Raw genomic sequence first — 12,772 nt, forward strand, 5'->3', positions numbered from 1 at the left:
GCGTTTCCCTGTGTCTTGTTTTGAATTGCCGCGACGTTAGGAACCCGCAGGCCGCCCTCCAATACGTCTTTCGTCGGGTCGACCGAAGGTTCCAGGCTCGCTGCCGCGCAAATCGGCGTGCCAAAACGAAAAGCGGCCCCTGCCAGGTCGGGCAGAGGCCGCATGGATCGATCACCCAAGTTGTCGGATCAGGCCGCCGCGTTCGGGAAGCGATAGGCCTTGAACTGCTCGCGCAACGCCGTTTTCAGGATCTTGCCGGTCGCCGTATGCGGGATGCCGTCGACGAAGGCGACGTCGTCAGGCATCCACCATTTTGCGATCTTGCCGTCCATGTACTTCAGGATGTCCTCGCGCGTGGCCTCCTGGCCCTGCTTGAGCTGAATGATGAGCAGCGGCCGCTCGTCCCATTTCGGATGCCACACGCCGATCACCGCGGCTTCCGCCACCGCGGGATGGCCGACTGCCAGATTCTCCAATTCGATCGAAGAGATCCATTCGCCGCCGGACTTGATCACGTCCTTGGAGCGGTCGGTGATGCGCATATAGCCGTGCGGGTCGACGGTGGCGACATCGCCGGTGTCGAAAAAGCCCTCATCATCGAGGATGTTGTTGTCAACGTGGTAATAGGCCTTTGCGACCGCCGGGCCCGAGACTTTGAGCCTGCCGAATGTCTTGCCGTCCCAGGGCAGCTCTTTTCCGGCATCGTCGGTGATCTTCATCTCGACGCCGAAGGGCGGATAGCCTTGCGTCTGCAGCACGTCGAGACGGGCGTCGCCGTCGGTGCCGAGGAATGGCGGCTTCAGGGTGGCGAGCGTGCCGATCGGGCTCATCTCGGTCATGCCCCACGCATGGCGCACGCCGATGCCCATGTTGAGGAAGGTCTCGATCATCGAGCGCGGCATCGCCGAGCCGCCGCACACCACCATCTTTAGATGCGGCAGCTTCAGGTTATGCGCCTGCATGTGTTGCAGCAGCATCAGCCACACCGTCGGCACGCCGGCCGTGTAGGTCACCTTCTCGGTGTCGAGCAGTTCATAGACCGACGCGCCGTCAAGCTTCGGCCCGGGCATCACCATCTTGGTGCCCATCGACGGCGCGGAGAAGGCGATGCCCCAGCTGTTGGCATGGAACAAGGGAACCACCGGCAGCATTGTATCTGCGGCCGAAGTGCCGAGCGAATCCCTGTTATTGGCCATCAACGCATGCAGCACGTTGGACCGATGCGAATACAACACGCCTTTTGGGTCACCCGTGGTGCCGGATGTGTAGCACATCGCGGCCGCGGTGTTCTCGTCGAACGTTTGCCAGGCGAAATCGCCGTCGGCTTGCGTGAGCCACTCTTCATAGGCGATCGCGTTCTTCAGCGCGGTCTGCGGCATATGGGCCGCATCGGTCAGCACGACGTAGCGTTCCACGCTCGTCAGTTTGTCGGCGATCTTTTCCAGGACCGGCACGAAGGTCAGATCGGTCATCACGACGCGATCCTGCGCATGGTTGATGATCCAGGCGATCTGATCCGGGAACAGGCGCGGATTGACGGTGTGGCAGATCGCGCCGATGCCCATGATGCCGTACCAGGCCTCGAGGTGGCGCGCCGTATTCCAGGCGATGGTGGCGATGCGATCACCGAGCTTGATGCCGTCGCGCGTCAGCATCTGTGACACCTTGAGGGCTCGGTCGTGGATTTGCCGGTAAGTCGTGCGAACGATCGGACCTTCGACCGACCGCGTCACCACTTCCTGCGCGCCATGGATCGTGGCCGCGTGCTCGATGATCCGGTGACAGAGCAGGGGCCAGTCTTGCATCAAACCAAGCATCAGGTCGTTCCTCCGGACGGTATTCGCTTGTTGCAGCGAGGTATTTTGAAAGGTTCCTACGATTTTAGCGTGGGCCGCGCCAGCCGCAACTGGACTGTGGTTACCGCCGTAGCCCTTAGCGTGCTTTCAGTGCTCGCCATGTCCGACCCTGCTGCTGCGCGATCGCACCACGGCGGCCGTCATGCCGCGGCCGAGCCGGCGAAGACCCGCGAATCGATTGCAGCTGCGCCGGTGCCATTGCCCCAGCCGCGCCCAGCAGAGGCGCCGGCGCGGGCTTCCGCTGCGAGCGGAAAGGGCAAGGACGAGGCTGGTAAGAGCGAAGGCAAGGATGAGGACAAGACCGAGGCGGCCGGGCCACCGCCGCCGTCGGCCTGTCGGCTGGCGCTGACTGAGGATGTCGCGATCGCGCCGTCGGTCCCGCCGATCCACGGACCGGGCGAGTGCGGCGGCGACGATCTGGTGCGGCTCGAGGCCGTCGTGCTGCCGGACAAGAAGCGCGTGACGCTCACGCCCGCAGCAACAATGCGCTGCACGATGGCCACCGAAATTGCGAACTGGGTCCGCAGCGACGTTGTGCCGGAAGTGGCGAAGCTCGGCAGCGCAATTACCGCGCTGGACAATTTCGATTCCTATGAGTGCCGCGGCCGCAACGGCAAGACCGGCGCGCCGCTGTCCGAACACGGCCGCGCCAACGCGATCGACGTGCACGGCTTCAAGCTCGCCGACGGCCGCATGATCGAGCTGACCGACCGGACCCAGCCGCGGGAGGTGCGCGAGAGCCTGCTGCATTCGGCCTGCACGCGTTTCACCACGGTGCTCGGTCCGGACTCCGACGGGTACCATGAGGACCACATCCATCTCGACCTGCTGCAGCGCCATAACAACTACCGGATCTGCCAGTGGGACGTGCTCGATCCGATGCCGAAGGTCGCGCCGCTGTTGCCGGCCGAGCGGCCCGAGGAGGCGCCGCCGCGCGCGGTCGCGGAGGCCGGCCAGGGCGGGAACGGCGCTAAGGCCAAGGTCGACGATCAGACCAAAAGCGACAAGGCCGACGCAGCAAACGGCAAGGCGAAGGCCGAGAGCGGTCGGACCGGGCAGGACAGGGCTCAGGCTCAAGACCAAAAGCCGGTGCATGACGCAGCTCAGGGACCGCAACCCGCTCCCGACGCTGGTGCGGAGAAAGCTGCCCCTCGGTCGAAGCCCGCACCGGCCGCCTCCTCAGCCGAGCTGGCCACCGGCAGCGCGGATGGGAATGACAAGTCGCCGAACAAGCCTTCGGCCGGTTCGCGCAGCAAGGCGGCTGCCGATCCGGAGCGTCAGGAGAAGGCCTCGCCCGATCACGCCTCCGAAAGGGCCTCGGCGGAAAAGGTCGACCAGGGAAAGACGCCGCGTCGAAAACTGGCCGCGGAGCGGTCCACACCGCGCAAGCACCGGCACCGCGCGCGGATGTGGAATCCGTTCGCGTCGTTCTTTTGATCTCACGCGCGGAAAGTGGCCGCCTCCGACAGCCTCAAGCGAGGCGCCCGGGGCAGCTCGCGCACCCGGAAATAAGAAAGCGCCGGAAAACCGGCGCTTTCACAAAAGGATGGCGTACGCGTTTCTGTGATTTGATCCGGATTGGGCCGGCGCGGTCGCGCCGCTTACTGCATCGCGACCGTGTTGCCGCCAGAGCCCTGCAGCGCCATCTGCGAGTTGAACGGCGAGTCGCCCTTGTGCGGTTCCAGCACCACCACGATGGTGCCGACCTTGACGCGGTTGTAGAGGTCGATCGCGTCCTCGTTGGTCAGGCGGATGCAGCCCGAGGAGATAGAGGCGCCGATATATTCCGGCTGATTGGTGCCGTGGATGCGGAATAGCGTATCTTTGCCGTTGGCATAGAGATACATCGCGCGCGAACCCATCGGATTGTCCGGTCCGGGCGGCACATAGGTCGGCACGCCGAGCCGCTGGATTTCGCCCGAGGTCGGGTGCCAGGCCGGCCACTCGGTCATGGCGCCGACCTTGGCGATGCCCGACCAGGCCATGGCCTCTTCGCCCACGGTGATGCCGTAACGGATCGCCTTGCCGCTATCGAGCACGTAATAGAGGTAGTGGTTGTCGGAATCGACAACGATCGAGCCGGGCGCTTCCTTGCGATGATAATCGACGATGGCGCGGCGGAACGGTTCCGCGACCGGTACGTTGGTGTAGCGGATCTTCGCCAGCAGTTCCTTGTCGTGTGGCTTGAAGGCCTGCGCATTGGTCGCCTCATAGGTGGTGGCCTGCATGCAGCCCGACAGCATCAGGCCCGCGGCCAGAAGTCCAAGTTTCACCTTCAGCGACATGGCAAATTTCCAGTTAAAGCTTGGGTTGCGCAAGCCTGGGCGCGGCAGCCCCAACGCGACGATTCCGTTGCGGATCATTATCGACAAAACGGGTCACAATTCCAGCGTCGCCAGGCCGGCTCGGCGCTGCAGCGCGGTGGTTGTTGCTTTTTTGCCGCAAGATTTCGCGGAACAGCGGTGCGCATTGTGCCATTCTGGACACTGTCGTTCACAGCTCGGGCGACCGAAGCCTCAAAAGCCGCGGTCGGAGTTGCGCGGAAGCCGTGGACCGGACCGGAAAGCTGCGTCACAAGGCTGCAGCGAGAATCGCGTTAAAGCCTTAAAATCTTGTTCCTTTCGGAGACCTGGATGTTCTCGGTGTTTGTTCCCGGCGAATCGGCGCTGAAGAAGGCGGCCATTCAAGACCTCCAGGCGCTGCCGGACAGCGCGGTCTGGATCGACCTGGTCAATCCGACCGCGGCCGAGGACAAGGCGGTCGAGAAGCTTGCCCGTGTCGCGGTGCCCACGCGGGAGGACATGCAGGAGATCGAGATCTCCAGCCGGCTCTATATCGAGAACGGCGCCCGCTACATGACCGCGACCCTGATGTGCCATTCGGACACCGACATGCCGCGGACCACGGCGGTGACCTTCATCCTGTCGGACCACCGTCTGGTCACCGTCCGCTACGACCAGCCGAAGCCGTTCACCGTGGTGGAAGCCAAGCTCGCCCGGGCCTGCCCGTCCGGCATCACCGGCGAGATGATCCTGATGGAACTGCTCGATGCGGTGATCGACCGCTGCGCCGACATTCTGGAGCGGGTCGGGGCCGACATCGACCAGGTCTCCCACGACATCTTCGAACCGCATACCGAGCGGCACGGCCACGCCAAGCAATATTCGCAGATCCTGATCGCGATCGGCCGCAAGGGCGACCTGACCTCGAAAGTGCGCGAGAGCCTGGTCTCGATCGGGCGCATCGTCACCTTCCTTTCGGCCGTCGTCGAGGGCGTCAAATGGTCGAAGGACATGCGCGAGCAACTCAAGACCATGCAGCGCGACGTGGCCTCGCTGACGGACCATGCCTCCTATCTTGCGGGCAAGATCACCTTCGTGCTCGACGCCATGCTCGGCGTCGTCAATCTCGAGCAGAACAACATCATCAAGCTGTTCTCGGTCATGGCGGTGGTGCTGATGCCGCCAACCCTGATCGCTTCGATCTACGGCATGAACTTCAAGGTGATGCCGGAGCTCGAATGGGTCCACGGCTATCCGATGGCGCTGATCATGATGCTGTTCGCCGCGATCGTGCCTTACTACCTCTTCAAGATCAAAAAGTGGCTGTAGTTGAACTAACGCCACGGCCAACATAGGATCGACGTGCCCTGCGTCATCGCGCCGATCGTTGCCGGATCCGCCTTATTCACGCCTGTTTTTCGCAACTAAGATTCACATCGGTTCACGCAGCACCTGATGCGCGCATGCAACGATCTGCATACGCGTTCTGACATTCGCCATGAATTGGTCGGTGATCCTTCGCGCCAACATTCGCAAACCTGCCTTACAGATGGACTACAAGAGTTGGCGTCGGACCACCGGCATACCTGCAATGGCCTACTCGAATGCAAGTCGGCTGCAAAGCCGCCGCAATTCCTCAGGTAAAATTTGAGCGGTGCGCTGAACGTTTGAAAGAAACTTCTCTGCGATAAGGCTAGCATGAGCACGGCGACGACGACGCAAAGCGCGTCACCTCTGGCGCCCCGCTCAGGAGCACAAAGGCGCGTTCACCGCGCCTTAGCCAAGAGGCAGCAATGGTTGAGAAACGCATAACGGCATCGGATAACGTGGTCGAGCTCGCGGCCTATCAGCGCGGCCGTGCCGGAGCGTTTGCTGCCTATGCGCTGTCGCCCAACACCTGCCGATTTTGCGGCGCCGAACTGGAGGAAGGCGAGCGCGAGGAGGAGTGTTCCTCCGCGCTCAATGTCGAGACCGCGCGTCTGCGCTGGCGCGCCGCGCAGATCCTGCGCGGGCTGGTCTGCGAGGCATAAGTTTCGCCCGTTATCTGTGGCGCCACGACAACGGGCGCTCGCCGGTCGCCGCCCGTTAAGCCGGCCACGCCGTTAACGGCGGTCCATCTGGCGAACGATTTGGGCGGTCGCCACCACCACTTCCCTGATTTGGCCGTTATCCGCAAACGGCGCCAGCCGCGCCTCGACATCAGCCAGCATCGTGCCGACCTTGTCGCCGAGCAGGGCGGGAGACGATGACGAATAGGTGAGCACGCGCCGGGCGAGGTCGCCGACACTGATCATGTGGCTCGCCTCCACCTTGATCGTTTCAGCCTCGCGAAACCGGCTGCCGTCGAGAAAGGCCGCAAGTTCGCGATGAAGGCGTGCCGATCGTCCGCCCAGCGGTATCGGCCCGTCCTGCGCCCACGCGACCCGCGCCGCGTTGTGGATGTCGAGCCACGGGTTACGGCCGTCCGCAACCGAGGCTGAAGTGCAGATCAGGATGGCACCATCGGGCGCCAGCAGGCGCTCCAGCGCGCTCAGCGTCGCCGTGCGCTCCATCCAATGCAGCGCACGGCCGATCGTGACCACCTCGAACTGGCCGATGTCGGCGGGCAGATCTTCGGCCTTGCCATCGATCAGCATCACGGCATGGCCAGCTGCCGCCGCTGCCTCGCGTGCCGCTGCCAGCATCGCGGGCTCTGGATCGACGCCGACCACGCATCCGACATGGGGCGCGAATCCCAGCGCCAGCAGGCCGGGACCGGTGCCGAGATCGATCAGCGATTGTTGCGTCGAGAGCCTCAGTTGCTGGGCGACGCGCTGGAAGAATGCAGCGGGGTAGGGCGGACGCAGCCGCTCGTAGAGTGCGGCAGTGGTCGCAAAGCGTCCCATGCAGCCGTTCATCCATCGTTCAAGCTGAGCGGAGGATAGGACTCGCCCGAGAGCTGCGCGAGTCGGCGCCGATCACGTTTCGGAGTCCTGCATCACCTGCCGAGGTTCGGAGCAGAGCAGGGAACCATTGTACGTGATCGTAGTTCTTGTCGCGGGCTGGGATACCACATTGGAGAATACACTTGGACAAGAAGATCGCCGGACTTTTGGGTGCCGCGGCTGCGCTCGGCACGTTCACGTCATCTCAGGCTGCACCGGTGCAGGTGCCGGCCGACGCGTTGCGCGCAAACTCCTATGCCGATCTGCTGGAGCCGATCCCGAATGCCGGCGTCATCCTGCAGGCGATGGACCGCGAGCAGGGCGCTGAGCCATCCGACGCTCAGGTCGTGCAGGTGCGCTACCATCACCACCACCATCATCATCACTGGCACCGCCCGGTGATCGTGGTGAGGCCGCATCGGCACCACCATCACCATCACCATCATCACCACCACCATTTCCGCCGGTATTGATACGGAGAGGTTGCGTGGCGGCTCCGGAGCCTCAGCTCCAGAGCCGCTTTGTTTTGGGCGCCCACCTGCAAAACGCCTCTAACAGGGCGCTCCGCGGGAGAGGCTCATCGCTGCGGGCGGTGGGCAGGCTGACTGTCACACATGCTGGCCGCCGTTGATATGGATCTCGGCGCCGTTCACGTAAGAGCTGGTGTCGGTGCACAGCACGTAGACGATCTTCGCCACCTCGTCCGGGGTGCCAAGCCGATGCATCGGGATCTGCTCGGCGACGATCTTCTCGGTGCCCGGCGACAGGATCGAGGTGTCGATCTCACCCGGCGCGATCGAGTTGACGCGCACGCCGACCCGGCCGAAATCGGAAGCCATCTCACGCGTCAGGGCGGCGAGTGCCGCCTTCGAGGTCGCATAGGCGGCGCCCGCGAAGGGGTGCACCCGCGAGCCGGCGATCGAGGTCACGTTGACAACCGAGCCCTTCACCGCCTTCAATTCCTCGATCAACCCGCGCGCCATCATGATCGGCGCGAAGAAGTTGACGCGGAAGACGTGATTCCAGGTTTCGAGATCGGTGTCGACAGTGCCGAGCCGTGAGCCGCCGGGCCCCTTCGGCGAAATCGCGGCGTTGTTGACCAGCGCATGCAGCGCGTTGCCGTCGAGCCTGCGCTTGATCTCGTCGATCGCGCGAAGCGTGTCCTCTGGATTGGCGAGGTCGACCTGGATGTGATCCTCAGGCCCGCCGTCCCAGGGGCATTCCTCGGGAAACGGGTGCCGCGAGCAGGTGATGACGCGCCAGCCTGCCGACGAGAAGCGGATCACGGTGGCGTGGCCGATGCCGCGGCTCGCACCGGTAAGGATCATCGTGCGCCGCGGCTGGTTGGATGAGGTCGGCATGAACTGGTCTCTCACTGACAGGCTTATCACGGCCGTTGCGGCATTGGGTCGTCATTCCGGGGCGATGCGCAGCATCGAAACGGAATCTCGTGATTCCCAGATGCGCAATTGCGCATCGGTGGTCTGGTCCTCCGCGCAAAATGGCAGAGCCATCTTGTCGCGCGACCATCCCGGGATGACGAGACTTACGGATACATCCTCACCTTCGTCCATCCATCGGCCGGCGTCTCGCGGCGGAATTCAACCCGATCATGCAGGCGGAACGGGCGGTCGTGCCAGAACTCCATACGCAGCGGCGTGATGCGCCAGCCGCTCCAGCCAGGCGGGCGCGGCACTTCGCCGATGATGTATTGGGTGGCGACCTTGGCGATTGCCTGCTCGAAGGCGAAGCGGCTCTCCAACGGCTCCGACTGCTTGCTCGCCCAAGCCCCGAGCTGGGCCTGTTTCGGACGGGTGGCGAAATAGGCATCGGCCTCCGCGTCCGTCACCGGTGTCACGGGGCCGCGGATCCGCACCTGCCGGCGCAAAGACTTCCAATGAAAGAGTAAGGCCGCCTTAGGATTTGTGGCGAGTTCGCGGCCTTTCTGGCTCGCTTTATGACTGTAGAACACGAAGCCGGCTGCGTCATAGCCCTTCATCAGCACCATGCGCACATCGGGCAGGCCCGTGTCGTCCACCGTGGCCAGCGCCATCGCGTTCGGATCGTTCGGCTCGCTCTTGGCGGCTTCCGCAAACCACTCGGCAAACAGCGCAAACGGTTCTCCGGCCTGAGTGAAATCGGGCGAGTGACCTGATGTTAAGGTTGTCTGGTGTTTGATGGTCGTGGGGTCGGTCATGGAGGGGAGTCCGAGTTTTGCGTTCACCCGCGGCCAAGAGCGCGCAGTGCCGGTCTGTTCCGGCCCTATATAGGGCATCGGTACGCTTTGGCCTATCGGCGATCGGCTCCGCCGGCACCGCGCTTACACTGATTCTGATCGGGCTCACCGGCGGGGGCTGCGCCATGTCGCGTTCCGGCTCGGAGAGCGCGTTCGCCAAGATGCAGGAGGCCGAAGTCACGGGATCGCTCAGGGGTCCGGTCGCCGCCGAGCCGACCGAAGCCGACCTGGCGTTCGCCCGCAATGCCGCCTCCGACGTGCTGACCAAGGGGGACAAGGATTCCAGCCAACCGTGGCACAATCCCCAGACTGGAGCCCGCGGCTCGGTGACGCCGATCGCCAAGATCTACACCGGCGACGCCGGCAAGACCTGCCGCGATTTCCTCGCCAGCTATGTGAATGGTAAGACCGAGCGCTGGCTGCAGGGGTCCGCCTGTCGCATCGAACGCGGCCGGTGGGCCATTCACAGCCTCAAACCTTGGCAGCAGGGTTAGTTCATCCGCGGGAACCCGTTGTAAAAATACAACGGACTCCCCAGATGAAATGCAAAGCGGGCGGGGAGCCCATAGGTTAGTATCTGATTTTCGTAAGGAGACGTGACGGATGCGCGACCCCTATGAGGTCTTGGGGGTGCCGCGGAGCGCTAGCGCTGCGGCCATCAAGAGCGCTTATCGCAAGCTCGCCAAGAAGCACCATCCCGACAGCAACAAGAACGATCCGAAAGCGTCGGCCAAGTTTGCCGAGATCAACACCGCCAACGAGATCCTCGGGGATGAGGAGAAGCGCAAGCAATTCGACCGCGGTGAGATCGATGCCGAGGGCAAGCCGCGCTTCCAGGGCTTTCCGGGCGGCGGTGGCGCCGGCCGGGCCGGGCCGGGCGGGTTCGAGAGCTATAGCTTCCGCAGCGGCGGAGGTGCTGGCGGGTTCGGCGGCGCAGGCGGCTTCGAGGACATTCTCAACAGCATGTTCGGCGGTGCTGCGCGTGGCGCACGCTCCGGCGGCGGCTCGTTCGATTTCGATGCCGGTGGTGTCGGCCTTGATCTGGACCTGAACGTCTCGATGACCGTCACGCTCGAGGAATCCGTCAATGGCGGCGAGAAGCGGGTGCGGCTGCCGACCGGTCGCGAGCTGAATGTCAAGATTCCGGCGGGCGTCATCGCCGGCCAGCAGATCCGGTTGAAGGGACAGGGCGAGAGCGCGCCCGGCCACAAGCCGGGTGATCTGCTGATTACGATCCAGATCGCACCGCATCCTTACTTCAAGGTCGAGGGCAGCGATCTCAGGCTGGACCTGCCGATATCGCTCTATGAAGCGGTGCTTGGTGCCAAGGTGCGGGTGCCGACCTTGGGCAGCGCGGTCGAGCTGTCGATTCCGAAGAACACGTCGAGCGGCCGGACCTTCCGGTTGAAGGGCAAGGGTCTGCCCAAGAGCGGTGGCAGCGGCGACCTCTTCGTCACGACCAGGATCATGCTACCGGATGGGAATGACGCCGAGCTCGAGACCTTGATGACCAAGTGGCGCGACCGCCACCCTTACAATCCGCGCAGCAATCTTCCGTAACACGCGGCGGCGTCTCTGACGCAGAGGTCGCGCCACCGCTGCTTGTTCGACGTCGAGCTGAGCGCAGCGTGCGGGCCGCGGATATGATGACTCCGCGGCTGTCCGCGCGCTCTGGCTGCGCGGACGACGCTGCGTCCGGATGTGAAGCGAGGGCACAAAAAAGTGCGGCCTCGAGAGGGGGACCAGCGCGGTACAAAACCCCAATCGAGGCCGCTTGCGTGTCGATCGGCGGATCGAACGCTCCTCATTTTTTCGTGAGTATTCGGTACGATATTGAGACGCGTTCGTGGCCTCATTTCAGACTTTCGATGACCGAATTGGGACATCGACCTTGGCGTGTTAGGTAGCTACCGCGCCGACGTGGCATCTGCACGTCAGCAGTCGCAAACGCGGGTGCGGCAACTACCTCTCAGCGTGTCGGGAATCCTGAACTATCTCTGCCATCAGAGCGTGTGTCACGCTTATTACGCACGCTATCCGCCGCTCCGTTCGGTCTGGTCGTAAACCTGCTGTGCAACCTGTGTTAGACGTTGGCGGTCACTGCCGCCAATCACGACATAGCCCACACCGCGGTCGGCCCAGAACAGTGCGCCAGTGGTGCCCTCGCTCGTGTAGCGCATCTGCATGGCCTCCGTCGTCGTCTTTGTCGCGTAAACGGTGAAGCGCTCGCCGGAGGGGCTTTCATACATCAGGAATGATGCAGGTCCCGATGGGCCGGGCAGCAGGCGTCCACCGACCAGCTTCAATCCGGTGGATTGGAGCTCCGGCGCGTGCACCGTCCGGCCACAACGGCGGGTCAGCCATTGCTGCAGATGGGCCTTCTCATCGCCCGGCACTTCGACAGGATGACGGACCTCCACGACGTAGAGCCGGTGCGCTTCGAGCGCATCGCCGGTGAAGGCCTGTAAAGTGGGCCGGGCGCTCGTGGCTCCGTGAGCGACCCAGCCGCTTGCGCCGCCCACGAGGAAGGCAGCGAAGCTTGCGGCGATCGCACCGTATAGCCATTTGCGCGGCGGTCGCTGCAGTCGCTCGAGCTCCAGCCGCGGCGGAACGGACTCGTTGGCCACCGCATCGTAGCGCGCATGCAGCGCCTCCGCCATTGTGCGCCAGGACTGCACCCGTTCGGAGTCGTCGGGATGGGTCGCGAGCCAGGCTTCGACGTCGCTACGGCGCTCCGACGGCAGCTCACCGTCGATATAGGCGTGCAGCTCGTCTTCCGTAACGGGAATGTTCGGGTCTGTCATTTGCGTAGTCTCACTTCAATCGAGCAGCGGTTTCCGGCGTGGCAGACCATCCCGGAGTGGGGCAGGACCACGGCACGTTGGTTCATGTGCAGCACGGCGGCGCTCATTTCACGCTCCGTAGCGCCGGGCGTTCGCCCTCCAGCACGGCGCGGACATGGGCTCGGGCACGGGCCAGCCGCGACATCACGGTGCCGATCGGCACGCCCTGAATGTCGGCGACCTCGCGATAACTCAGTCCCTCCAGCACCACGAGCAGCAGCGCCGCACGCTGCTCCTCGACCAGGGTCGCCAGCGCGCGCTCGATGTCGCGCCCTTCCGCCTCGGTCCCGCTCGCGTCGGCATTGTCGTCCTGCAGGGGCATGAAATGCGGCCGGCGCGCCAGCGACCGGCGCCGGTTCTTGTTGAGATTGGTCAGGATGGTATAGAGCCAGCTTCTGATATCGCCGCCGAGAAACAGCCGCTCCGAGCGGAGCGCGCGCACCAGCGTGTCCTGCACCAGATCGTCGGCGGCATCGCCATCGCGGGCCAGCGCGCGGGCATAGCGGCGCAGCGCCGGTATCATCGCTTCCACACTCTGGCGAAAAGCGCTCATCGTCTCAATCTCTCGGCTGTCGGGGTTTGCGGCGATGGCTAGGATCGCGCTCCCCTCAGTTCGACAAACACCGGGGTG

General features: G+C 63.9%; 12 protein-coding genes and 1 pseudogene. 6 read left to right on the forward strand and 7 right to left on the reverse strand.

The window, feature by feature from the left end; genetic code table 11:
* Positions 1-188 precede the first annotated feature (188 nt).
* On the reverse strand, positions 189-1,817 hold the full coding sequence (locus BRAS3843_RS25920; RefSeq protein WP_008972060.1) for a fatty-acid--CoA ligase: 1,629 nt from the start codon (positions 1,815-1,817) through the stop codon (positions 189-191).
* Positions 1,818-1,955: 138 nt separating this feature from the next.
* Between BRAS3843_RS25920 and BRAS3843_RS42290 the strand changes: the two are divergent.
* Positions 1,956-2,801 (forward strand): annotated as a pseudogene (locus BRAS3843_RS42290) (extensin family protein); the annotation flags it as partial.
* 656 nt (positions 2,802-3,457) lie between these two features.
* On the opposite strand, the gene BRAS3843_RS25930 reads toward BRAS3843_RS42290, so the two are convergent.
* Positions 3,458-4,141: a L,D-transpeptidase gene (locus BRAS3843_RS25930; RefSeq protein ID WP_008972062.1), complete on the reverse strand. Its 684-nt coding sequence runs from the start codon at positions 4,139-4,141 to the stop codon at positions 3,458-3,460.
* Between the two features lie 348 nt (positions 4,142-4,489).
* Between BRAS3843_RS25930 and BRAS3843_RS25935 the strand changes: the two genes are divergently transcribed.
* Both BRAS3843_RS25935 and BRAS3843_RS25940 read left to right on the forward strand, forming a co-directional pair.
* Entirely contained in the window at positions 4,490-5,467 is a 978-nt protein-coding gene (locus BRAS3843_RS25935) for a magnesium transporter CorA family protein (protein WP_008972063.1), read from the forward strand.
* A 464-nt stretch (positions 5,468-5,931) separates the two neighbouring features.
* Positions 5,932-6,168: a hypothetical protein gene (locus tag BRAS3843_RS25940; protein WP_035982771.1), complete on the forward strand. Its 237-nt coding sequence runs from the start codon at positions 5,932-5,934 to the stop codon at positions 6,166-6,168.
* 72 nt (positions 6,169-6,240) lie between these two features.
* Here BRAS3843_RS25940 and BRAS3843_RS25945 read toward each other — a convergent pair whose 3' ends face one another.
* Positions 6,241-7,023 carry a class I SAM-dependent methyltransferase gene (locus BRAS3843_RS25945; protein WP_008972065.1) on the reverse strand — a complete coding sequence of 261 codons (783 nt, stop codon included), beginning with the start codon at positions 7,021-7,023 and terminating at the stop codon, positions 6,241-6,243.
* 182 nt (positions 7,024-7,205) lie between these two features.
* On the opposite strand from BRAS3843_RS25945, the gene BRAS3843_RS25950 reads away from it, so the two are divergent.
* The gene (locus tag BRAS3843_RS25950) at positions 7,206-7,535 is read left to right on the forward strand and encodes a hypothetical protein (protein ID WP_008972066.1); all 330 of its coding nucleotides are present in this window, start codon (positions 7,206-7,208) and stop codon (positions 7,533-7,535) included.
* A gap of 135 nt (positions 7,536-7,670) precedes the next feature.
* Here BRAS3843_RS25950 and BRAS3843_RS25955 read toward each other — a convergent pair whose 3' ends face one another.
* Positions 7,671-8,423, reverse strand: a complete 753-nt coding sequence (locus tag BRAS3843_RS25955; RefSeq protein ID WP_035982772.1) for an SDR family oxidoreductase — start codon at positions 8,421-8,423, stop codon at positions 7,671-7,673.
* Between the two features lie 185 nt (positions 8,424-8,608).
* A complete protein-coding gene (gene pdxH, locus BRAS3843_RS25960) occupies positions 8,609-9,259 on the reverse strand; it encodes a pyridoxamine 5'-phosphate oxidase (RefSeq protein WP_008972068.1) in 651 nt (216 codons plus the stop codon).
* A gap of 164 nt (positions 9,260-9,423) precedes the next feature.
* On the opposite strand from pdxH, the gene BRAS3843_RS25965 reads away from it, so the two are divergent.
* Positions 9,424-9,792, forward strand: a complete 369-nt coding sequence (locus tag BRAS3843_RS25965; RefSeq protein WP_008972069.1) for an RT0821/Lpp0805 family surface protein — start codon at positions 9,424-9,426, stop codon at positions 9,790-9,792.
* 109 nt (positions 9,793-9,901) lie between these two features.
* Entirely contained in the window at positions 9,902-10,858 is a 957-nt protein-coding gene (locus BRAS3843_RS25970; protein ID WP_008972070.1) for a DnaJ C-terminal domain-containing protein, read from the forward strand.
* A 473-nt stretch (positions 10,859-11,331) separates the two neighbouring features.
* On the opposite strand, the gene BRAS3843_RS25975 is transcribed toward BRAS3843_RS25970, so the two are convergent.
* Positions 11,332-12,102 (reverse strand): anti-sigma factor, encoded by a 771-nt coding sequence (locus BRAS3843_RS25975; protein WP_008972071.1) that lies wholly within the window; start codon positions 12,100-12,102, stop codon positions 11,332-11,334.
* A 103-nt stretch (positions 12,103-12,205) separates the two neighbouring features.
* Complete coding sequence (locus BRAS3843_RS25980) at positions 12,206-12,694, reverse strand: sigma-70 family RNA polymerase sigma factor (protein ID WP_035982775.1); 489 nt, start codon at positions 12,692-12,694, stop codon at positions 12,206-12,208.
* Positions 12,695-12,772: the final 78 nt, after the last annotated feature.

The organism is Bradyrhizobium sp. STM 3843 (assembly GCF_000239815.1).
GTDB lineage: Bacteria > Pseudomonadota > Alphaproteobacteria > Rhizobiales > Xanthobacteraceae > Bradyrhizobium.